Raw genomic sequence first — 23,443 nt, 5'->3', positions numbered from 1 at the left:
AATTTTCCATCTTGTTCATCGGTGGATATGCTGACTTGCGTGGATGCTTATGAGGCTTTGCGAAACATTTAGGCAGGGTGAGGGTCAGTCGATTGGTCTGGAGCTGGACTTTCGGATGATCAGGTTTCCCTTTACGATCTTGGTTCTTGGAATAAAGTCAGTCCCCTCAATTAACTGTTCAAAGAATAACTGTGCTACCGTTTCACCGAATTTGTAGGTCTGGAGATTGAATGTGGTCAGGCCGGGTTCAATGATTTCGCCCATTGGTTCATTGCCAAATCCAGCCACACAAACCTGTTCAGGAATTTTTATGCCCTTGTTTTTGAGGTGCACGATTATTCGGATCGCCCCAATATCGGAAATACAGAATATGGCATCAATTGTCTCAGCTTTTACCAGTATACCATCAACCTGTTGGAGAATGGAATCAATGCTTAAATCGCTATGACAGATTAATTGATCATCCCATGGGATGTTATTCCTTTTTAAGGCCTTTTGGTAGCCTTCAAGTCTTTTTTTGCAAACCAGCAGGTGTGCCGGGCCAGAAATGAGCGCTATTCGTTTACATCCCTGTGCAATTAGGTGTTCAGTAACCTGGAAGGCCCCATCCACGTCATCTAGGAGTACTTTGGAGTTTTCAAGTTCTTCACATACACGATCAAAGTGGATGATTGGAATTCCACTCTTCATGTAGAGCTTGATATGATCAAAGGACTTGGTTTCCTTGGAATGACATATCAAAAGGCCATCAACCCAGTTTGTCATGAAGGCGTGCGTGTTCGTGACCTCGGTTTCGTGGGATTCCTTGGATTGGCTGATCATCACTTTATATCCTGCTTCTGAAGCTACATTCTGTATACCCGTTAACATGGAGGCGAAAAAATGTGTTTCGATGTCGGGGATGATTACGCCTATGGTTCTGGTTTCCCTCTTGCTGAGGCTTTGTGCCAAGGTATTGGGTTGGTAATTTAATTCAGCAGCAACTTTTTTGACAGATTGCCTGGTTTGTTCGCTAATGTCAGGGTGATCTTTCAATGCACGAGACACGGTAGAGACGGCGATGCCAATGGCATTCGCAATGTCAATGATCGTGGTCTGCCTGCTTCTCTTGCGTGAAGACTTGTCTTGCTGCTTTTCCTTGAATACCGTGAAATGGTAGTCACATCCTTTGCAAAGGTAACGTTGCTTTCCCCGGATGAAACCTGCTTTTAGAACATGGTGTTCCTTGGTACATTTGGGGCATTTTACTCGAGGCATATGGGGTTCTTACGTTTTTGTTGGTAACAAATGTATGAAAAGATGTAACTATCGCAAGCGTTTGTGCAAACGGTTGTGATCGTTTTATGTCGGATAATTATTTGTTTTTGAATAACTATTATGTTCTTTTTCAGTGATTTTATGGCATTTTTTTCTGTGATATGGTTTTTTGATTGGATTTGTAAAACTATCTCTAGAGGTGAAGAAACTTAATAGGGGCTTAACAATTTCTTATTCTCTTAACCCATTCTTTGCAGTCAGAAAATAATCTGAATTCTTAAAAACTTTTTATGAGCTTAAAATTTTACCAGCTAAAGATTTTTATTGTTTTTTTTGCCCTGATTATTGCAACTACTGCATTTGCCCAAAGCAACTTCAATGTAAAGGGTCAGGTAACAGATAGGGCCAGCTTACCCATTCCTGGTGTAAGTATAAAAATCAAAGGGCAAAAAACAGTGTCTATAACTGACAGGGATGGCCGGTATGTGATCCCCGCTAAGCGAACCGATACTTTGGTTTTTACTTACATTGGTTACAAAACTATTGAACAAGAGGTGGCAGAACAGACCACAATTAACATCACGTTAGATGCTAACGAAGAATCGTTAAATGAAGTGGTGGTGGTAGCATTTGGTACACAAAAGAAAGTTACAATAACTGGTGCCTTAACTACTGTTAAGGGAGAGGATTTGGCAAAATCTCCGAATACCAACCTTGCACAAACATTGGTGGGCCGTACTTCTGGACTTATTGCCCAACAAAATACCGGCCAGCCTGGAAATGATGGCGTAAGTTTACGTATCAGGGGTTCAAGTACTTTTAATGCCAATAGCGCACCACTGGTGCTAGTTGATGGGGTTGAAAGACCTTTCAATAGCATTAATGCAGAAGAGGTAGATAACGTTACCATATTAAAGGATGCTGCTACCACTGCTGTATATGGAATCAGGGGAGCGAATGGCGTAATTCTCGTGACCACCAAACGTGGGTCAACCGGGCAGCCGAAATTTAGCTTTTCTACCAATTATGCAGTTCAAGCACCCACCAGGCTTCCAGAATTAACCAATGCCTATGACTATGGGGTACTTTACAATGAGGCGATTAAGAATGACAACCCACTTGCTCCACCACTTTATACTGCAGATGATCTTCAGAAATACAAGGACGGGAGCGATCCGGTTTTTCACCCAGATATAGATTGGTTCGATTTCATGATGAAAAAGACCGCCCCACAATCTAAGAATACGTTAACCGTTAATGGGGGTGGACAGCTGGCCAAATACTTTATTTCCCTGGGATACGTCAACCAAAGCGGCTTATGGAAAGAATTTAATGAGGCCTATGGTTACAGCAACAATACCACTTATAAACGCTATAATTTCCGTTCGAGCATAGATTTTAACGTCAGCAAAACTACGGTGCTTGGTATTTCGCTAGGAGGGTATTCGGATAAATACCATACCTCCGGTAATCCTTTTGGTGCAATCCAGAATGCACCTCCCGGTGGTTCTCCAGCCTTGATTGATGGTAAGCTGATGCTGAACAGTTTTATTGTCGGTAGAAATCCGCTGCTCGATATATCTGCTGGTTATGATGAAAGGTTTGTGAGCCAGTTCAACCTCACTGCCGATCTTAACCAAAAATTGGATAAAATCATTAATGGTTTATCCTTCAGGTCAAAATTAGGCTATGATTCTGACTACCGGACACTGCTGGCCAAGGATGTGACAAGGGCTACCTATACACCATTAAAAATGGTTGTAGGTGGCGTAGAATCTGTCGTTTTTCAGCAAGCTAGGGATGAAGTTATTGGAGGTATATCAACTCAGTCCTTTGATAGCCGCTCAAAGCGCATCTACTTTGAAAGTGCACTTCAATACAATAGATCCTTCGGTAAGCACAATGTTGGTGGATTGGTGTTGTACAACCAAAACAAGCAATATTGGCCATCTAATAGCGCATACACCGTAGAATATCCAGAAATTGCGATTGGTTATCTTGGCGCAGTTGGAAGGGTTACCTATAATTATGACTTACGTTATTTGCTTGAAGCTTCTGTTGGGCGCAATGGGTCAGAAAACTTCCCTAAGGGAAAACGATATGGTACTTTTCCTGCAGTCTCTATGGGTTGGAATGTAACCAACGAGCCTTTTGTTAAAAAAATATTTGGCGAAAAGGGAATTCTTTCACAGCTTAAATTTAAAGCTTCTTATGGTGAAACTGGAAATGATAAAATCATAGACAATAACAATATCTACCAGCGATTTATGTATTTCCCATCCGAATATACCTTTGCAGCGAGTCGTGCACAGTTAGGGGAAGATTTAAGAAGTTATGAAGGTGTTGTAGAGGGCCAGTTGGGGAATTCAGATATCACCTGGGAAAAAGCCATTAAACAAAATTATGCCGTTGAAGCGAGCTTCTTTAAAGATAAACTAAACCTAAAGTTCGATTATTTCCTAGATTCCCGTAATAATATCTTATATCAAAAAGCATCGATTGCACACGTTGCCGCTGCAGTTCAAGACGTGTATAACATCGCTCAGATCAAAAACAAGGGTTACGAAATTGAAATGGGCTGGAACGGAAAAGCTGGTAATGTTAATTACTTTATCAATGGAAACTACACTTTCGCAAGAAACAGGATCATTGAGAATGGAACAATAGAAAGTCCACAAAACCAACTTGGTAATTCGCTGAATCAAACCTACGGACTTATTTCAAATGGCTTCTTTAACACTCAGGCGGAGGCAAACGCCTGGCCATTGCAATATTCTTCTGTGCCAACGCCAGGAGATGCACGCTATATGGATACCAACAATGATGGGAAAGTAGATCAAAATGACTTTGTGCCTATTGGTGACCCTACTTTTCCGGAAATCAACTATGGTGTTAATTTCGGGCTTTCGGTTAAGGGATTTGATGTAAGTGTATTGTTTCAAGGTGCCGAGAATGTGAGTAGGGTACTTAGTGGTTTCATGCAACGTCCCGCAAATCAATATGGTTCTACCTTGGCAGCTGTGTTAGACGAACGTTGGACACCAGAAAATGCGGCCAATGCAACAAGGCCAAAGTTAACGGCTACTTATGGAAATGCCAACAACTATGTTAATTCAACAGTGTGGATGCGTGATGCCTCTTACCTGAGGTTAAAGAATGTAGAACTTGGGTATCGCTTTAATGGCTCCTTTCTTAAAAAGGCAGGCTTAAACAGTGCTAGGCTTTTCCTAAGTGGACAAAATTTGGTTACCTGGGACAAATTAAAAATTGTAGATCCCGAGCAACAGGCTTCTAACAGTTTTGCCTATCCACAATTACAAATTTTTAACGTAGGCTTAAACATTCAATTTTAAGATGATGAACTTCAAAAGATTTATCCCAGGCACTGTAGCTATCCTATCGATAGTCTTCATGCTTCTTGCCAGCTCTTGCCAAAAAGATTTTCTCGAAAAACCGTTCTCGGTTACATTCAACGAAGATTCTGTTTTTGCCAAATATGAAAATGCACAGAAACTGGTCTTTGATATGTATGCATTAAAGCCTTACTATCTAGATTTATCTGTACAAACCGTTGCCACAAGACGCCTTAATGGCTCGCTTTTAGAAAGCGCAACAGATTTTGGGTGTTCTTTTAGGCTAAACGCCAATTACTTTACCCACAAATTTAACTTTGGTACCGTACAGGCAGAAAACCTAACCAATCAGGTTGATGGTGAGGATTCTTACCCTGATCATTACAAAACCATACGTAAGGCTTTTACATTGATCGAACGAATAGATGAAGTGCCAGATGCGCCCGCCAACCAAAAGGAGCGCATTAAGGCCGAAGCTAAAACAATGATCGCGTTTAATTATTTTGAGTTAATGAAACGTTATGGAGGTGTTCCGTTACTTAAAAAACGCTTGAACCCAGGTACCGATGACCTTAACATAGCTCGATCACCGTTGAGTGATGTTTATGCCTACATCATTCAATTGCTTGATGAGGCGATCGTTGTTCAAGAATTTGCTCCCCGTTATGACAATAATGATTTTGGGCGTTTAAACAAGGCTTTTGCCTATGGGTTAAAAGCTAAGGCCGCCTTGTACGTTGCTAGTCCTCTGTTTAATACGGCAACGCCTTATCTTAATTTTGGAGGAAACAATAAGTTGATCTGTATGGGTTCTAACGATCCGAATAGGTGGGTTACCGCGGCAAAATATGCCAGCGATGCCATCACTTATTGCGAATCGAATGGTTATGCCATTATAAACACGGCCAACAAAAATATCAACTATACCATCTCTTATCAATACCGCCCCAATGAAGGTAATACGGAAGTAATGTGGGGAACAATGAAGGTAACCAATCCAAATATGGCGTATTGGATCCCACGTGGCACTCCTTTTACTGGAGGATTTTCTTCCAATCTGGCGAGCATTAACCTGATCGAAAAATATCAGAATAAAGATGGCTCTTATGTAAATTGGAACAGTGTGATTACCACCCCGCCAAATGATCCCACATTCCCTTACAAAAACTTAGATCCTCGATTTGATCAGTCTATCATGTACAACGGACAGACTTTGTATACTGGTGTTGCCATACAGTATTATGAACACGAAACTGTTGCACTCCATGGAAACAATAGTCCGGCAAAGGCAAGTACCCAATGGTCGCATCAAGTAAGAAAGCATGTTTACGGCTATGAGAATAGAACGATAACAGGTAAAACATGGCAGCCCATGTGTGCAATCATGCGCCTTACAGAATTGTACATGATCCAGGCCGAAGCGCAAAATGAAGCTGCAGCAGCGCCTGATGCAACCGTATATGGTAGAATTAATACCATTAGGAACAGATCAGATATGCCCAATTTGCCAACAGGACTTTCAAAAGACGACATGAGAAAGAAAATCCAGGATGAGTGGGGGATTGAATTCGTGTTTGAGGAGTACCGTTATTTCGATTTAAAGAGATGGAAGCTAGGCGATGTATTCAAAGGTCCGGTTTACGATGTTAAAGTGAAAAAATTGAACAACAATACCTACACCTATACAAAATATAAATATGAAGACAGGCCATTCTATGATTGGTATTACCTTCATCCGCTACCTCCAAGCGAAGTAAATCTTCAATATGGTTTAATTCAAAACCCAGGCTGGTAACCCAAAATCTTACATCATGAAATTAAAGATATCAATAAAATTATACCTTGGCCTATTTCTGCTCCTAGGAAGTTTTAATGGGTTTGCCCAGAAAAATGAAGGAAGCAATGCGGCTAATGAATTAAAAAATACCGGCGTAGTAAAGGTTGCCTATGATACGGTAGCCAAGAAAAACCTAACCTACTCGGTAAGCGAAGTAAAAGGAAGTGCACTGCTTAATACCTCTGCATTTTTACCGGGCAATACCTTGTACGGTAAACTCGCTGGCTTAACCGTAATACAGCGTACGGGTGAGCCTGGTAATGATCAACCTACTTTATTTCTTCGCGGAAGAGCTACCACAGCAAGTAACGCACCGTTGATTATGGTAGATGGGATTGAAAGAGATCTTAACGATGTGCAAACAGAAGATATAGAAAGCATTACCGTTCTTAAAGATGCAGCATCAGCTATCATTTATGGTATTCGAGGAGCCAATGGCGTAATCATGGTAAACACTAAGAGGGGAACAGAAGGAAAATTAAAGTTCAATGGTTCGGTAGATCAATTTTTTAGCACACCCACCCGCAAACCCGAATTTTATAATGCTGCAAACTTTGTACAATTGTATAACCAGGCCATGGTGAACGATGGTTTTGCTCCTCAGTACAGCGCATCGCAAATAGCTGGGTACAATCAGGGAAACGCCACATTGTATCCTAATGTAAACTGGCAAGATGAAGTAACCAAAGACTATGCCCTGGGCACACGCAGCAATTTTAATGTGGCTGGCGGAGAGAAAATAGCCAAATACTATGTGTCGCTGGGATATTTTCACCAAGGTGGCATATACAGCAATACTGAATCAAATGAGGGTTATTCGACCAATTTGGCGCTAGATAATTTTTCTTTCCGATCTAACTTAGATCTTAATGTAAGCAAGTACCTGTCTTTCGGCCTTGACCTAAGTGGAAGAATTTACCAGAAAAATTCGCCTTCAACAAGTACGGCAACAACTTGGGATTTGTTGAACAAATATCCATCGCATATTTTTCCCGTATATGTTCAAGATGGGATATATGGAGGAACCGCGATTTATCCAAATAACCCGATGGGGTATATTAATTCAAAAGGGTTTCGCCAAACCAATTATCGAACCATATTATCTACACTTTATGGTAAGTATAACCTTAGTCAATTTGTAAAGGGACTAACATTTAACACTAGATTTTCTGCGGATAATGTTTACTCCAACCAGGAAGGTTATACCAAGAATTTTGCAGTTCGAGAAATCATCGGTACAAATGCAAATGGGGCTGCAGTGTTGAGCCCCGGTATTGGTTCCAATACCAATCTTGCAACTTTAACTGCCTCAGGTTATCCTTACAATGATACGCAAGCGAAGAGGAATACGCTTGAGGCAGGTTTGGCATTTAAGCCAGAGCTCGCCAATAACAACTCATTAAACATGCAGGTGATCTATCATCAAGATCGATTGATGTTGGGAAATGAGACCCCTTATAACTTTCAATTCCTTGCTGGAAAATTCAATTACGGTATAAAGGGAAAATATTTTGCAGAACTTGGTGCTTCCTATAGTGGTACTGAAGCTTTTGAAGAAGGTAATAAATTTGGATTTTTTCCTGCAGTCTCTGCCGCTTGGTTAATCTCTGAAGAAACTTTCATGAAAGGCAGCTCGGTTTTTAATTTCCTTAAATTGCGTGCTTCAGCAGGAATTGTTGGTAATTCTGCTATAGGCGAGCGCTTTAGCTTTTTTCGTCAATACATTGGCGATACAGGATATAACTTTGGAAATGCTAACGCTGCACAAGCTGGTTTATCATCCGGAACACTTCCAAATTCAGATTTTACTTGGGAGAAGGCACGTAAATATGATCTTGGCATTGATGCAAGGTTGTTTAACTTTTTGGATGTTTCCTTAACTGCATTCCTTCAAAAAAGAAAAGATATCCTAATTACCAGGGAATCACTTACACCTGGAATTATTGGTGCAAATGTATCGACTACAAATACTGGAAAAACAAGCAATAAAGGTTTCGAGGCTTCGCTTGGATTTAAGAAACTGAATAAAAACCTTGGTTTTAGGGCTTCGTTCAATATAAGCTATGTTACCGATAAGGTTGATTATTATCCTGAACCAAATTATGCCTACGGATATATATACAAAACTGGTAACCGAATTAGCCAGCCGTTCATGCTAGAGGCAATTGGCTTCTTTAACTCGCCTGGAGACATTCAAAACAGCCCTACTCAATCATTCGGGGCAGTGCAACCCGGTGATATCAAATATAAGGACCAGAATGCTGATGGTAAAATAGATGGGTATGATGAAATTGCATTAAACAATACAACCCTTCCAAGCTGGGACCTTGGCCTTGACTTCGGATTTAATTACAAAAATTTTGATATCAATGCATCGCTACAAGGGCAGTTGGGCAGGAGTTTATATTTGGGCAATGAGCCGCTTCTTTTCTGGCCGTTACAAAATGATGGTGGAAAGATTTCAACTTATGCCAAACAGTTTTGGACACCACAGACTGCAGCAACCGCAGATTATCCACGTCTATCAGCTGGTCCGAACAATAACAACTATCGTGAATCTACTTTCTGGTATGTGAATGGAGATTTTCTACGTTTGAGAAGTTTAGATATTGGCTATACTTTACCGAGTGCCCTGGTGCAAAAAGTAAAATTGAGCAAAGCAAAATTTTTTGTACGCGGAACAAACTTGTTCACGCTTGATCATTTAAAATTCACTGATCCTGAGGTAATGTCTGGCTATCCTGTAATGAAATCATATAATGTTGGCCTTAACCTACAATTCTAGTCTGATGAGCCATCATGATTTTGAAAATAACGAAATGGAAAAAGTCATGATAGCTTCATCACCATCAAAAAAAACTTATAACTGATGAAAAACATAAAATATATTTTTGCCACCATGTTCTTGCTATCGGTAGTTTCCGCATGCGATGTAACAGAAGTAGAAAATCTTGACTTCAAGAAAGACAATGAAATCTATTCTAATATCATTGAAATTAGAAATGTACTGAACAATGTTTACAGTACATTACCAGCTGGGTACGCAGATTTGGGTGCCTCATGGTTGGCAGCAGCAAGTGATGAAGCTGAAGAAGTGAATAACTTTGAAACCATCCAGAATTTTAACAATGGAGGGATTACGGCCTTTGCTAATCCAGATGATGTTTGGGCAAAGAATTATGAAGGCGTGTACAATGCAAAGGTTTTTCTACAGGGAACAGATACGGTAACTTGGAAGAGTTATCAGTTGAGCAATCCCACGGTTTATGCCGATCGTGTCAATCTAACCAAACAGTATCGTGCAGAGGCTCGTTTTTTAATCGCATTTTTCTATTTCGATCTGATCAAACGTTATGGCGGTGTGCCCATTGTGGACGAGATCATTAACGTAAATGATCCCAACTGGATATCGCGTTTCCCTAGAAAGCCTTTCAGCGATTGTATCGATTTCGTGGTTGCCATATGTGATGCTGCGGCTGCAGATCTACCAACAGCTGCTTCAGAATTGGGAAGAGCTACCAAAGGAGCTGCCTTAGCTTTAAAAGCCAGGGCATTACTTTATGCAGCTAGTGATCTGTATAACCAAGCTGGAAATACCAACCCACTTTATGGATATACTGATGCCAATCGGACATCACGATTAATTAAGGCCGCAGAAGCTAGTAAGGCAATTATGAACTTTACACCCGCCTATGCTTTCCAAGCGACCTATGAGGCCTTATCGCTTTTGGGTACAACGAAAAGTAATGAGGTTATTTTCGAGCGCCGTTATAGTGCAAGCAATACTTTTGAAAAGCAGCAAACGCCCGTTGGTTTCCCGCAGGGTCAAACAGGTACTTGTCCGTCGGGAAATTTAGTAGATGCCTACGAAATGAGCAATGGTACCAATTTCGATTGGAACAACCCTTCACAAGCAGCCAGTCCTTACACCGGACGTGACCCCAGGTTGGCAAAAACCATTGTAACAAACAATGCAGTGTTTAATAAAGCACTGTATACGGTTGAAGCATTTAATGGAGGAATTAATGGAAGACCTCGAGATAGGGCAACAAAAACTGGTTATTACCTGCGGAAATGGATCAATGAAAATCTCGATTTACAGCTCAACGAAACCTCAACAAAGCAATGGATCTTTATGCGCCTCTCAGAATTTTACCTTAGTTATGCAGAGGCAATGAACGAATTGTATGGTCCTTCAGGCACTGGGCCAGGAACACTTAACATAACAGCACTGTCGGCGCTTAACTCAGTGCGTACCAGGGCTGCGGTGGCCATGCCGGCGATCTTAGCAGCGGGGCAAACCCAGGCAACACTCCGTGATAGAATCAGGAAAGAACGTCGTATAGAATTGGCCTTTGAAGGCCATCGGTTTTGGGACGTAAGGCGCTGGATGATTGCTCCACACACATTGGGTGCTGCGTTAACTGGTGTTAGCATTATAAAAAATGTCAATAATAGTTTTACTTATGCGCCAATGACGGTCGAGAATCGCATATGGGATGACAAGCTTTATTTTTATCCCATACCTCAAACAGAAATCGATAAATCAAACAGAGTGCTTATACAGAATAAAGGGTGGTAATTTTCAATGCTAACCATAACAGCTCATCATAGGATATCATAAACCATGAACCAACATTTAGATATCATCGTCATCTTCATTTTTTCTGCAATTATCCTATGCATAGGTTTAATGTTTTCACGTACCGCTGTAAATATGAAAAGTTTTTTTGCAGGTGGCGAGTCTGTGCCCTGGTTTATTGGAGGCTTGTCTTTGTTCATGAGCTTTTTCTCCGCAGGTACATTTGTGGCTTGGGGATCTGTAGCTTACAAATACGGATGGGTATCCATCAGCATTCAATGGACAATGGCATTTGGAGCCTTGATAGCAGGTATGTTTATCGCTCCCAGATGGAAAAGAACTGGCAACCTTACTGCTGCAGAATATATACAGCATCGATTGGGAAGTAAGGTGCAAAAGCTGTACATCTATATTTTTATGATAGTTTCCTTATTTATTAAGGGTGCTGTGCTATATCCTGTTGCTAAATTGGTGAGCACTTCTTTGGGGTTTCCATTAGCAGAAACAACCATTGTATTAGGCATGGTGATGATTGCCTATACAGCGGCTGGCGGCTTATGGGCGGTGATGGTTACCGATATCCTACAGTTTGTGGTACTTACAGCCGCTGTACTAATTATCCTTCCGCTGGCTATCCATGAAGTTGGGGGTTTGGCGTCTTTTACCTCCCGTGCTCCGAAAGGATTTTTCGATGCCCTGAATGGCGAATATACATTTAGCTTTTTATTCGCCTTTGTGCTATACCATATTTTTTATATCGGCGGAAACTGGACTTTCATCCAACGTTACACCAGTGTGGATAGCCCAAAATCTTCAAGTAAGGTTGCCTATTTATTTGCTGCGCTATACCTGATTTGTCCAGTAATCTGGATGCTACCGCCCATGATTTATAGGGTCATTGATCCAGGTCTTCAGGGGCTGGATACTGAAAATGCCTACTTGAAAATCTGTCAATTGGTGTTGCCTCCAGGTTTAATGGGGCTGATGTTAACAGGTATGTATTTTTCAACTTCAGCTACGGCTAACACAACCTTGAATGTGGTTTCGGCAGTTTTTACCAACGATGTATATAAGAATAGATTTAAGCCCGATGCATCAGATAAAGAACTGATGAAAGTGGCAAGGATTTCCTCTTGGGGGCTGGGAATATTGATGATTGTGATTGCGCTGATAGTTCCAATGATGGGAGGTATGGTAGAAGTAGTGCTTACTGTTGCAGCCATTACCGCTGGACCCTTGTTGGCACCACCTTTATGGTCGCTGTTTTCTAAGCGATTGGCGGGAAAAGAAACGATTCTGATCACGGTTCTTACGCTATCGCTAAACCTGTTCTTTAAAATGATATTACCTGTTGTTAATGGATTTAAACTGAATAGGGGAGCAGAAATGCTCATGGGGGTTGGAGTTCCATTATTGCTTTTAATCATCAATGAACTATGGCAAAGAAGCAGGATTTCACAGAGCAATGAATACGTGAATTATTTAAGACATAAGGAGGAGTCCAAGAAAAATGCCGTCGATAAGGCATTGGAAAGGGAAGAAGTTTTGCTATTTAAAAAGCAGAACAAGTTTGGGCTCAAGGTTATTGCTTTTTCCCTGTTGGTAACGGCCATTATCCTTTTGGCACTTAGCTTTTTCACATTAATCGGAAAATCAATTACTGCTATTATGGGGATGGTAGTTTTCGTGCTGGCCATCATCCCATGGCTGGCATCGAAAAAAGTATCGCAACAAATCGCCGAATTATATTAGTCTAACAAGGATGAGAATTGAACACGCAGAAGCGAAAAGAATAACGAAACAAGTGAGCTTATCCGCAGATTTGGCTATTACTGGAGGCGGTTTAGCGGGGTTGTGTTGTGCAATTACGGCAGCCAGGAAGGGGATAAAGGTGGTGTTGGTGCAAGACCGCCCGGTTCTTGGAGGTAATTCATCCAGTGAAGTACGCCTCTGGGTTTTAGGAGCCACATCCCATATGGGAAACAACAACAGATGGGCTAGAGAAGGTGGCGTTATCAACGAAATATTGATTGAAAACGCATTCAGAAACCAAGAGAGCAATCCCTTGATATTCGACACCATTTTGCTTGAAAAAATAGTAGAAGAAAAGAATATTACCTTGTTGCTCAATACTGCGGTACACGAACTGGAAAAATCCGTAACTGGAAGAATTGAACGTTTAAAAGCTTTTTGCAGTCAGAATAGCACCACTTATTTAATTGAAGCTCCTTTGTTTTGTGATGCCAGTGGAGATGGAATTACCGCATTTTTAGCAGGGGCATCATTTAGGATGGGTGCGGAGTCACAGCATGAGTTTGGCGAGAAGTTTGCGCCTAGTGAAGAATACGGAGAGCTATTGGGGCATTCACTCTACTTTTATACTAAAGATACAGGATTGCCAGTAAAATTCATACCTCCATCATTCGCTTTGTCGGACATTACTGAAATCCCGCGGTATAAGCAATTTTCGGCAACTGACAGTGGTTGTAGCTTATGGTGGATAGAGTATGGTGGTCGGCTGGATACCGTTCATGATACCGAGCTGATCAAATGGGAGCTTTGGAAAGTTGTATATGGTGTGTGGAACCACATTAAAAACTCTGGTGATTTTCCAGATGCTGAAAATTTGACACTCGAGTGGGTCGGTACCATCCCTGGTAAGCGTGAAAGCAGACGTTTTGAAGGTGATTACATGCTGAAACAACAGGATGTCATAGAACAGAAAATATTTGATGATGTTGTTGCCTATGGCGGTTGGAGCATTGACCTTCATCCTGCAGATGGTGTTTTTAGCGAAAAACCGGGGTGTAACCAGTGGCATAGCAAAGGTATCTACGGCATTCCATATCGTTGCTATTACAGTAAGGATGTGCCCAACCTGTATATTGCAGGAAGGTTGATGAGTACAACCCATGTCGCCTTTGGTTCCAGTCGGGTAATGGGCACCTGCGCACATGGTGGGCAGGCCATTGGCATGGCGGCCGTGTTATGCAAAAAACACGGTGCGCTTCCGATAGAAATCGGTAAAAAACATATCAAAGAGCTACAGCAAGAGCTGCTGAAGTGTGGCCAGTCATTACCAGGCATAGCATTACGGGATGAAAAAGACCTGATGCAAATAGCAACTGAAATCATTGGTGAATCATTGAAGCTTGGCGAACTGCCAAATGATGGGATATGGCTACGTCTTATCCATTCATCGGCGCAAATGCTTCCTGTGGCTCCTGGAAAAATGATGCAGCTTACCGTACAGCTAAAGACAACAAAGCCGACTTCACTTACCGTTCAATTACGTAACAGTTCAAAAAACTTCAATCATACACCAGATGTGATACTGGAAGAGCAACATTTCGATTTGCTAACAGGGGAACAAGTGCTTGTCCTCGATTTTAACACAACTTTTTCTGAACATTGTTATGCCTTCGTTAGCTTCTTAAAAAATGAAGAGGTGGAAATTGCATCGACCACTAGGCTGGTCACCGGTATCGTCTCGGTATTCAATAGCACTAGCCCGGCGGTTTCTAACTATGGCAAGCAATCATCGTCAACTGATATCGGCGTAGAAGAGTTTGAGTTTTGGTGTCCCGGCAGGAAACCAATGGGGCAAAATATCGCCATGAAGATTGAACCAGCGATTGACTTATTTAACGCTTACAATCTCATTAACGGAATCCACCGACCGGTGGCCTCGCCAAATGCATGGGTAGCTCCATTGGATAGCGATGTGGCGCAGCTTCTGGTGAGATGGTCAACCAAGCAAAGTATCAGCCGCATTGACTTCAGTTTCGATTGTGATTATGATCACCCTATGGAAAACGTACTGATGCGACAGCCTTACGCTGTACAGCCTTACTGTGCATCAGACATTGAAATTTATTCGGGGGATCAATTTGTTGGCGAAATAAGGAATAACCATCAGGCGATGGCTACGGTATGCTTAGGTGAACCGGTTGTGACAGATGAACTAAAGTTTGTGGTTAAGAATGAAAATAAACAATCGCCTGTTTCCTTGTTTGAGATCAGGTGCTATGAAGAACAATAGAAGAGGATAGGTGTGAAAGTTAAAATCGAAATTTTAAACTAATTATAAATATGAAACACTTGACAATCATCAAAACCAAAGTAAGGTTCCTGCGTTTCCCAGTTGCTAAGCTAGGGAAATTATTAGCATGCACCATCTTATCAGCAAGCTTATTGCTTCCATCCTGTTCTGAAGTAAATGAGGGAACCCTGATTGGAGATGCGGAGACAGAGAAATACGAAGTGCCAAATGAACGCTCCGCCTTAAGTGACGACCCTGCCACTGGTGATGAATTCACGTTGGTGCTGATTGGCGATACACAGAACTACGTGGATTTCGAGAACAACACAGGGGATAGTGATTGTCAGACCTACCAACCCTTGCTAGATCAAATGCAGTGGATTGCAGACAATAAAACCATCGAAAACATTAAATATGTGATTACGTTGGGTGACATGACCGATAATTATAATCCTAATCCAGCTACTACGGAAGGTACTAACCAGTGGACAAGAATTAGAACGGCTTACAATATACTAAGAGATGCCAATGTTCCCTTTGGGGCCGTTCCCGGAAATCACGACCAACTTTTCGAGAGTGCGAGCATCCATTCCTATCCTGTTCATCCTGGTTATACCAGTAATTTTGGGCGCTCGCAATTTATTTCCCCAGCCTGGCCTAACGCAAATTTTCATAAATGGGAATATCCTGCAGGTACCAACGAAAACCATATTGACGTCGTAAATACCCCTGCAGGAGAATTGGCCATACTTTATTTCCGTTGGGAACACGAAAGGAGTGCATCGGTTGCCGCTCGTGATGCTGCTTATGCAGAAATTACTAAACCAGAATATGCTAACCGGAAGATAATTATCGCCACACATTTCGCCATCACACCAACCTATCAAGATGCAAAAAACGATGCGGAGTGGGGTCTTTTGGGTCATGATAATTATTATCAGTCTGGTGAACTTTACGATAAGTTTAAAGATTTACCAAATTTCTTCCTGCTAGTGGGTGGACATGTAGGTGGAGAGGTACAGCGACATGAAACCCACAATGGCGTGGTGGTGCAAAGCTACAATTCTGATTATTCCGGTTGCAGTAGGCCCGAGGGCATGCTTAGAACATTGAGGTTTTCTAAAGTTAAGGATAAAATCACTTTAAAAACCTTTGTGGCGAGCACGGGTGAGGTAACCAATCAATTTGATAGGCCGTGGACACGCTGGTTCACCACATCAAGAACTAACGATTATTTCAACTATTCAAAAAGCCAGCCGACCTTTTATGTTGGGGCTACTTGGAAAATAACCAATCCAACCCTTGATGTAAATTACGGACTAAGCACCGATATTGCTGTTCCTGGAGATTATGATGGTGATGGCACGACCGATCCAGCGATTTTTAGGGATGGTGTTTGGAAGCGTAAAAATGTTGAACCAGATGTGACACTAGGTTCTCTTGCTGAAGATATCCCGGTTCCGGGAGATTATGATGGCAATGGAACTTCTGATTGCGCAATCTATAGACCATCCGAAAAGAAGTTCTATGTGCGCCAAACTTATTCGAGCGCTAATACCACTTATACCAATTCAGGTTTTGGGAATATTCCGGTTGCTGCAGATTATGATGGAGATGGAAAGGTAAATTTTGCAACCTTTAACACTGGCACGGCGCAATGGGTGATCCCAGGCATCAGCTCGTCGGTTTATGGACAATCAGGTGATATTCCTGTTCCTGGCGATTATAATGGCACAGGTCGGAATACCAGGGCGATCTTCCGTAAGAAAACAGGAACGATGACACATAACGAATGGTATGTATACGGTAATGCAACACCTATCCTGATTGGAACAACAAGCAACTTGATACCTGTTCCTGGAGATTACAATGGCGATGGTAAAACCGATATTGCGGTTTACAACCCAACTGACGGTAAGGTAACGATTAATGGGCAGGCTACGCTATTGACTGGAATATTGAACGCCAAGCCATTAAACCTCCCTTACCATATTCGCAAGTTCTTTTTTTAGGTCCGATTTAAGATTCACCCGTTACTCCCGATTGAAATGAAGTATAAAAAAACATACCTGATCATTGTGATTGTTTCCGTATTCGTATACCTGGGCACTGTGGCACTGAAACCCGAAGAAAAACAATTGGCAACTGCAGGTGCTGATGAATTTACCATTGCCGTATTCGGGGATACCCAAAACTACGTTGATTTTGATGATAAAAAGTTGGATGCAGATTGCCAGGGTCTTACCCCATTCCAGCATATGGTGAGTTGGGTGATCAACAATAAGGAAAAGGAAAATATCAAGTATGTTGTCTCTTTAGGTGATATAACCGATAATTTTAATGAGCCCGGAGAAGAAACCCATTTACAATGGGAGCGGGCACATGATACCTATGAGCCTTTTAAAAAGGCAAATGTTCCTTTTGGTGTTGTGCCAGGTAACCATGACCTGAACTTTGCCTCAAGGTTTACCTACCCTAAATATGGTACCTCTTTTCCGGCGGTTCCGGATTTTGACCGGTATTTTGGTAGATCTCAATTTCCATCCTATAATAGGGCAGGTTTCCCCACGGATCAATCCAATCAAAACCACTATGATGTGATCCAAACGCCGGTAGGAGAATTTATGATCCTGTATTTTAAATGGCAACACGTGGAAGCAGAGGCAGATACCGCTTTGAACTGGGCTTACCAAATGATGGATAAAAAAGAAAATGCCAATAGAAAAGTAATCCTGGCCACCCATTTCACGGTTTCAGCTTCTGATACAGACAAGGATGGGAAAAATGATTGGGGACGTCAAACCTATCAAAACCCAAGCTATAGCCAATCCGCAAAAATCTATGACAAGTTAAAATCTTTTCCAAATTTCTTTATGTTTTTGGGAGGGCATGCCTACGGAAGCTATTACCGGGAAGATACCTTTGATGGAAGGACAGTCAAAAGTTTTACCACAGATTTTTCATACTCGTGTGGCAAGGGAGAATCTAGCTTTCCACCTGGGGTAGTTCGCACGATCAAATTTATTCCTGGCAAAGATCTGCTTGAGTTTAAGTCGTTTGTTCCTGGACAAAAACCAATTGAAGTATTTACCAAACCTTGGAAACATGGCTTCGCTACTTCAAGAAAAAATGACATGGATAATGATGGAAGAAGTGAATTGATTGGATTTAAGCAAGGTACCTGGACATACTTGAATCAAAAGGTGAGATTTGGGGATTTGAATTCCATTCCTGTGGCAGCTGATTATAATGGTGATGGAAAAACTGATCTAGCTACCTACAATGATGGCCTTTGGGCCATAAAGGATGGCAGGACAGATACACTGGGGCAAGCTGGCGATGTTCCGATTCCAGCTGACTACGATGGGAACGGCACGATTGATGTTGCAACGTTTAATCCAGTGACTAAAACCTTTCAGGTGAAACAGCTCTATTCGAAAAAGCTAATTACGGTAAATGATGTTGATTTTGGTGACATTGCTATTCCATTTGACTTTAATGGCGACGGAAAAGCAGATTTTGCCACCTTTAATTCGCTAACCTCGGTATGGAAAATCAATGGCCTAACTACCAAGGTTTTTGGTCAAAAGGGCGATATCCCAGTTCCAGGTGACTATAAGGGTCAGGGAAAGTCAATTCCCTCGGTATTTAGGATGAATAAAAGACTCAATACAAATACTTGGTTGGTGGAAGGGATGAAACCTATCGTCATCGGTCAAAATGGAGACATACCTGCACCAGGAGACTACAATGGCGACGGGAAAACCGACCTTGCGGTATATAAACCTTTAACCGGACAGCTGATCATCTTCCAACAGGCAACCATCTCTAACCTAAAAGCTCAACGGTGCGTAAATTTGAGCTACGCCATTCGTCAATCATTTTATAAATAATCATGAAAGTTTTATCAAAACTATTTTCCTGCGTTCTGTTGTTTATTTCAGTCCAGCTGTATGCCCAGAAACAAATCGCGAATAAGGCTTATCGGATTGAAATAACAACTGATGGATTAGCGGCGATAAGACATTTGGTCTCCGGAAAGACTTTTAACGTCAAGCCACAGTTTACGGTGATGAAAAGCATGGCTGATCCGAAACTGAGTTTTTCCGGAGCGGCCAAGTTCATGAAAAAAGAAATTGGTGCAGTAAGGATCCCAGTTTGGGAAGATCCATTGACGAAAAAACCTGTTGCAGATTTTTTTAAGGTAGCAAGTCCAATTGTAATTGTTGCAAGAGGTATTTCGCTAGAGGCTGGTGTGCTCACATTTGATTTTGCAGAAACAAATGATTTTCGATTAACAGCAACACTATCATTGAAAGAGGCTACCGAACCCGTTTTAAGCTACGAGTTTATTGCGAAGGAAGCAGGATATTATACGATAGGCTTCACCGGAATGCCTGAACTTGAACCAGCCAAACTTGATGCACTTTGGCAGCCTCCAGTGTGGCAGGAAAAAAGGTTTCCAGAGATTTCTTTTTTCTCAACAGAAGACATGTGTAGTAGTTTACCTGGGACAATGGTTGAATCAGATGGACTAACCTATGGTGTACTGGTCGAGCCATCTTTTTTGCCGTATCGTTTGCCTTACCAACCAAAGGGATTTATCGATTTTGGTGTAGTGTTGAGAAATGCAAATGGCAATGCACAGCCTATGATCTTTTCTCCAGTGTTCGGCAATACCGATTCGAAAATGACAGCAGGTCAAAAGTATGCTTTTAAACAACGGATTTATGCTTTCAAGGGTAGACAACCAGATGCCTTTATGGATGCAGCAAAAAATATCTTTGGTTTTAAGGATTACCGCAAAAACGTATATGCCAATCTTAATCAGACCATTGAAAATATGATTGATTTCCAACTGGATGATGTCTACAGTCGCTGGAGCGCAGAAATGAAGGGTTTTGACTATTCCACCGATGTAGCTAGCACCGTAAAAAATGTTTCTGGTCTGCATCCGCTATCAACCGCGGTCATTACCGATAATAAAGGGATATACGATAGACGTGCTTTGCCGATGATCGAATACCTGATTTCTAGGGAAAAATACCTTTTTTCTGTAAACAAGAACATCACAAGGCAACAGCCATCGAGCAAAATGGCCGGTCCTGCAGTGGAAGTTTCTGAACTGGCCGTACTCCATAAGTTCTACAATAATCAAGCTCCCATCTTTAAATATTTTGCAGATAGCTTGAGCCAAACTTCTCGGCAGTTGAATTTAACAAAAGTAAGTGTTGGGAGCGATTGGCCAAACTTACTTGGATTATATAAAATGACTGGTGATCAGCAATATCTAGACAAAGCGAAACAGGGTGCAGACGCATATATTGCTCGTAGGATTGCCGTGAAGCAAATTGATTTTAGTGATTCCGGTCCAAAACAGGCTGCTCAATTTTGGACAGATTATGCTCCCTTATGGATGGAAATGTTAAATCTCTACGAAGTGTCCAAGGATAGAAAGTATCTCGATGCTGCAGAAAGTGGAGCTAAACAATATTTGCAATACATTTGGTTTTATCCAACAATACCTTCGGGAACCATTACCGTAAACGAAAAAGGAATTGTAGATTTTAGGTGTATTGAAGCAGTTAGGGATACGATACCAGCAATGATAGCCCCCAAGCAGACCGTTCCAGCGTGGCAAGTTTCGCAGATTGGCCTCACCCCAGAAGCCAGTAACACGATCTCTTGGAATCCTGCAATATTCTTGGCTCAGTTTGCCCCACATTATCTTCGGTTGGCATACCATACCAAAAATGACTTTTATCGATGGGTTGCCCGTTCAGCAGTAGTTGGGCGCTACACCAACTATCCAGGTTATGATATCGACGGGGAATTCAATACCGTTTATGCCCGTCCAGATTATCCGTTACGCAAGCAGCATGAGGTTTCCTACAACCAGTTTTATTACAATCACGTTTGGCCACAGATCTCGATGTTATTTGATTACCTCGTTTCAGACGCCTATACATCTTCAGCAGGCAAAATCAATTTTCCAGGTGCTTTTGCAGTCGGATATGCATATTTGAAAAGCAACGTGTATGGTCATGAAACAGGGGATTTTTATGACGATAGAGATGTAACCCTTTGGATGCCGAAGCAGGTGTTGAAGGTGAGTAATGAACAAATCAACACCTTAACCGGATATGGCAATGGGAAGTTCTATATCGCATTCCTAAACCAAAGCAATGAGGAAATTGATTTTAAGGTAGACGTTAATCCACAATTGGTGCCGATTGATGTAAGTAAAAATTATTCAGGGAGGGTTTGGAAGGAAAACGGAACTCCAATGCCAATTACAATAAAAAATGGGATAATAAACCTCCAAGTTAAAGGGAAGGGAATCATGGCAATTTCGATAGATGACATTTCGATCGCACCGCAGTTTCAACAGAAAGCTGATCAGGTCCAAGGGAATAGCCCTTATAAGCTGATCGATACCGAAGTGGGGAGAGTGAATTCGGCTATTTTCTCCTACGGCAAATTTAGCAACGCCTATGTTTGGCTGACTGCAAATAACGAAAAAGTTAAAAAGGTCACTTTCAACTACCGGTTAAAGAGTTCAAAAACTTGGAACAAGATTACTGATGAAAGTTACCCGTTTGAGTTTTCTATAGCATTAGAAAATAATGCCGACCAGATTGAATGGAATATTTCGGCTGTTCAAGTTGCGGGTAAGATCACACAAACGGAAACCTTGAGGTTAAATAATTAGGGGTACCTAATTTAAATTTTCGTATTATCCTGGTGATCCCGGTTCCGTTCTGTTTAAATTCAGCTGAGCGAAGCACTCACTGGAGAGTCCAGGAATTCTTTCCTAAAGTTGCAGATTGCTCGGCGGTCTTGGTATCACCTAGACCGCACTACGGTACGGTTTCAGTTTTTTCTGAAGTATTTGTCTTGCCATATGAATCCTAGTCTTAACGGTTCCGATGGGGATGTTCAGCTCAACTGCGATCTCTTCGTACTTATAACCTTCGAAATATTTCACAAAGGGGATTCGGTAGTGTTCGGGGATGGATGCTAATGCCTTTTGGATATCGGCCATGGCAAAGTTTGCCTCTCCTGCATTGCTGGTGGCACTTTGGGAGAGGTGAGCGGATGATATTTCTTTCTCTGTTGTGATCAGGGCGTTCTTTCTGGTGTTACGGCGGTATTCGTTGATAAAAGTATTCCTAAGTATGGTAAATAACCATGCCTTGATGTTGGTGCCTTCTTTGAACTGGCCATAATTTTTGATGGCCTTGATCATGGTGTCCTGCATTAGGTCGTCTACTTCCTCGTTATCGCGGGTAAAGCGGTAGGCAAACGTACGTAACATTGGGGTGTGATCGTTTAGTAGTTGGTTATATAGCTGTGCTTCCATAAGGTTATTGGTTAGGTTGATTTTCGTAGATCAATAACCGTACCTTTTTAAAGGGTTGGCCCATAATTTAATAGGACAGCCATTACACGCTGTTGATCTGTCTAAAATTCTGGACTTTATGAACTTTGGATGAATTCCTTAACTCGGTTAGCTACGCGGGTATTAGCAAAACTTAATATAGACGTTATCATCCTGACCGAAGCCATAGAGCTTAATGGCTAGTCCTTTATTAAGCGGTATGGTATCAAGAATCGTATCGCAGAGATGACAGGTGAAGCCTTCAAAATCGATGAAGGGTTTGGTAAACATGACGATACTTCCATCGATGTCGCGGTCTGCAATTAGGATCCATTCGCTGTAGTAGTCAGTCAGCTCTGCACTGATGCGTAAAAGCAGGTCGGGTGTCATTTTACTTCCTTTTTTGGTCTAACGTTTGAGAACTGTTTTTTGTTTTGTTGTCCAAAAAAAAGTCTGTGGGATATTCCGCGGACTTTGCATTATTTCAACCTTTGTTGCACGGTTGTTGTTTCCTGGCTTTTCAAGCACCAGGGCTGCCTCGAACTGTTGTTCGGATTTGATGTTCTTTCTTCTGGACATTATCCGTTGGGAACCATTTGCTGTGGGTATTGTTTGCCTGTAAAGGTACAGTTGTGATGAGGACTAAGGAGCGCGAGGTTAAGGTTTTTATTTTGGTGGGCTCAAAACATTCTGGCTTTTTTAGCGTTTAATATATCGAGAGCGTTAATTTAGATGAACGGGAAGGGCTGATGGTCTTTTCCGTTTTTTTAAAGATGATCAGCGCTGATACATCCCTTAAACCCATAATGTTGTGGATATCAAAAAGTATATTGAGAGTGGCATACTCGAACTTTATGCCAAGGATCAGTTGAACGACCTAGATGCAGAAAAGGTCAATGCGCTGCTGGGGGTACACCTTGAACTGGGCGAGGAGCTGGAACATATCTATTCCTCGATGGAGGGTTAATATACAGGAAGGGAAAACTTATGG

13 protein-coding genes are annotated in these 23,443 nt (G+C 41.7%); 10 read left to right on the top strand and 3 right to left on the bottom strand.

Annotation, left to right across the window (positions count from 1 at the left end; genetic code table 11):
- Positions 1-84 precede the first annotated feature (84 nt).
- On the bottom strand, positions 85-1,257 hold the full coding sequence (locus tag EZ428_RS18190; RefSeq protein ID WP_131554631.1) for a LacI family DNA-binding transcriptional regulator: 1,173 nt from the start codon (positions 1,255-1,257) through the stop codon (positions 85-87).
- A 290-nt stretch (positions 1,258-1,547) separates the two neighbouring features.
- On the opposite strand from EZ428_RS18190, the gene EZ428_RS18185 reads away from it, so the two are divergent.
- From EZ428_RS18185 to EZ428_RS18145, 9 genes are all read left to right on the top strand, one after another.
- Positions 1,548-4,610: a SusC/RagA family TonB-linked outer membrane protein gene (locus EZ428_RS18185; protein ID WP_131554630.1), complete on the top strand. Its 3,063-nt coding sequence runs from the start codon at positions 1,548-1,550 to the stop codon at positions 4,608-4,610.
- 1 nt (position 4,611) lies between these two features.
- Positions 4,612-6,405 (top strand): RagB/SusD family nutrient uptake outer membrane protein, encoded by a 1,794-nt coding sequence (locus EZ428_RS18180; RefSeq protein ID WP_131554629.1) that lies wholly within the window; start codon positions 4,612-4,614, stop codon positions 6,403-6,405.
- 16 nt (positions 6,406-6,421) lie between these two features.
- Positions 6,422-9,232 (top strand): SusC/RagA family TonB-linked outer membrane protein, encoded by a 2,811-nt coding sequence (locus EZ428_RS18175; protein WP_131554628.1) that lies wholly within the window; start codon positions 6,422-6,424, stop codon positions 9,230-9,232.
- Between the two features lie 84 nt (positions 9,233-9,316).
- A complete protein-coding gene (locus EZ428_RS18170; protein WP_131554627.1) occupies positions 9,317-11,029 on the top strand; it encodes a RagB/SusD family nutrient uptake outer membrane protein in 1,713 nt (570 codons plus the stop codon).
- Positions 11,030-11,074: 45 nt separating this feature from the next.
- A complete protein-coding gene (locus tag EZ428_RS18165; RefSeq protein WP_131554626.1) occupies positions 11,075-12,781 on the top strand; it encodes a sodium:solute symporter family protein in 1,707 nt (568 codons plus the stop codon).
- A gap of 10 nt (positions 12,782-12,791) precedes the next feature.
- Entirely contained in the window at positions 12,792-15,071 is a 2,280-nt protein-coding gene (locus EZ428_RS18160) for an FAD-dependent oxidoreductase (protein ID WP_131554625.1), read from the top strand.
- 50 nt (positions 15,072-15,121) lie between these two features.
- Positions 15,122-17,083, top strand: a complete 1,962-nt coding sequence (locus tag EZ428_RS18155; protein WP_131554624.1) for a metallophosphoesterase — start codon at positions 15,122-15,124, stop codon at positions 17,081-17,083.
- Between the two features lie 36 nt (positions 17,084-17,119).
- On the top strand, positions 17,120-18,964 hold the full coding sequence (locus EZ428_RS18150) for a metallophosphoesterase (RefSeq protein WP_131554623.1): 1,845 nt from the start codon (positions 17,120-17,122) through the stop codon (positions 18,962-18,964).
- 2 nt (positions 18,965-18,966) lie between these two features.
- Entirely contained in the window at positions 18,967-21,783 is a 2,817-nt protein-coding gene (locus EZ428_RS18145; RefSeq protein WP_131554622.1) for a glycoside hydrolase family 88 protein, read from the top strand.
- Between the two features lie 138 nt (positions 21,784-21,921).
- Here EZ428_RS18145 and EZ428_RS18140 read toward each other — a convergent pair whose 3' ends face one another.
- Both EZ428_RS18140 and EZ428_RS18135 read right to left on the bottom strand, forming a co-directional pair.
- The gene (locus EZ428_RS18140; protein WP_131554621.1) at positions 21,922-22,434 is read right to left on the bottom strand and encodes an RNA polymerase sigma factor; all 513 of its coding nucleotides are present in this window, start codon (positions 22,432-22,434) and stop codon (positions 21,922-21,924) included.
- A 162-nt stretch (positions 22,435-22,596) separates the two neighbouring features.
- Complete coding sequence (locus EZ428_RS18135; RefSeq protein ID WP_131554620.1) at positions 22,597-22,842, bottom strand: hypothetical protein; 246 nt, start codon at positions 22,840-22,842, stop codon at positions 22,597-22,599.
- 421 nt (positions 22,843-23,263) lie between these two features.
- Here EZ428_RS18135 and EZ428_RS24025 point away from each other — a divergent pair, with 421 nt between their 5' ends.
- Complete coding sequence (locus EZ428_RS24025) at positions 23,264-23,419, top strand: hypothetical protein (protein WP_165501814.1); 156 nt, start codon at positions 23,264-23,266, stop codon at positions 23,417-23,419.
- Positions 23,420-23,443 lie beyond the last annotated feature (24 nt).

This window comes from Pedobacter frigiditerrae, from assembly GCF_004331645.1.
Lineage (GTDB): Bacteria > Bacteroidota > Bacteroidia > Sphingobacteriales > Sphingobacteriaceae > Pedobacter > Pedobacter frigiditerrae.
This window is presented reverse-complemented; position numbering and strand designations above follow the sequence as displayed.

Bases quoted from the DNA above. Each gene is read 5' to 3' on its own strand.
- EZ428_RS18190 (WP_131554631.1), bottom strand. From the start codon at position 1,257: ATGCCTCGAGTAAAATGCCCCAAATGTACCAAGGAACACCATGTTCTA.
- EZ428_RS18185 (WP_131554630.1), top strand. From the start codon at position 1,548: ATGAGCTTAAAATTTTACCAGCTAAAGATTTTTATTGTTTTTTTTGCC.
- EZ428_RS18180 (WP_131554629.1), top strand. From the start codon at position 4,612: ATGATGAACTTCAAAAGATTTATCCCAGGCACTGTAGCTATCCTATCG.
- EZ428_RS18175 (WP_131554628.1), top strand. From the start codon at position 6,422: ATGAAATTAAAGATATCAATAAAATTATACCTTGGCCTATTTCTGCTC.
- EZ428_RS18170 (WP_131554627.1), top strand. From the start codon at position 9,317: ATGAAAAACATAAAATATATTTTTGCCACCATGTTCTTGCTATCGGTA.
- EZ428_RS18165 (WP_131554626.1), top strand. From the start codon at position 11,075: ATGAACCAACATTTAGATATCATCGTCATCTTCATTTTTTCTGCAATT.
- EZ428_RS18160 (WP_131554625.1), top strand. From the start codon at position 12,792: ATGAGAATTGAACACGCAGAAGCGAAAAGAATAACGAAACAAGTGAGC.
- EZ428_RS18155 (WP_131554624.1), top strand. From the start codon at position 15,122: ATGAAACACTTGACAATCATCAAAACCAAAGTAAGGTTCCTGCGTTTC.
- EZ428_RS18150 (WP_131554623.1), top strand. From the start codon at position 17,120: ATGAAGTATAAAAAAACATACCTGATCATTGTGATTGTTTCCGTATTC.
- EZ428_RS18145 (WP_131554622.1), top strand. From the start codon at position 18,967: ATGAAAGTTTTATCAAAACTATTTTCCTGCGTTCTGTTGTTTATTTCA.
- EZ428_RS18140 (WP_131554621.1), bottom strand. From the start codon at position 22,434: ATGGAAGCACAGCTATATAACCAACTACTAAACGATCACACCCCAATG.
- EZ428_RS18135 (WP_131554620.1), bottom strand. From the start codon at position 22,842: ATGACACCCGACCTGCTTTTACGCATCAGTGCAGAGCTGACTGACTAC.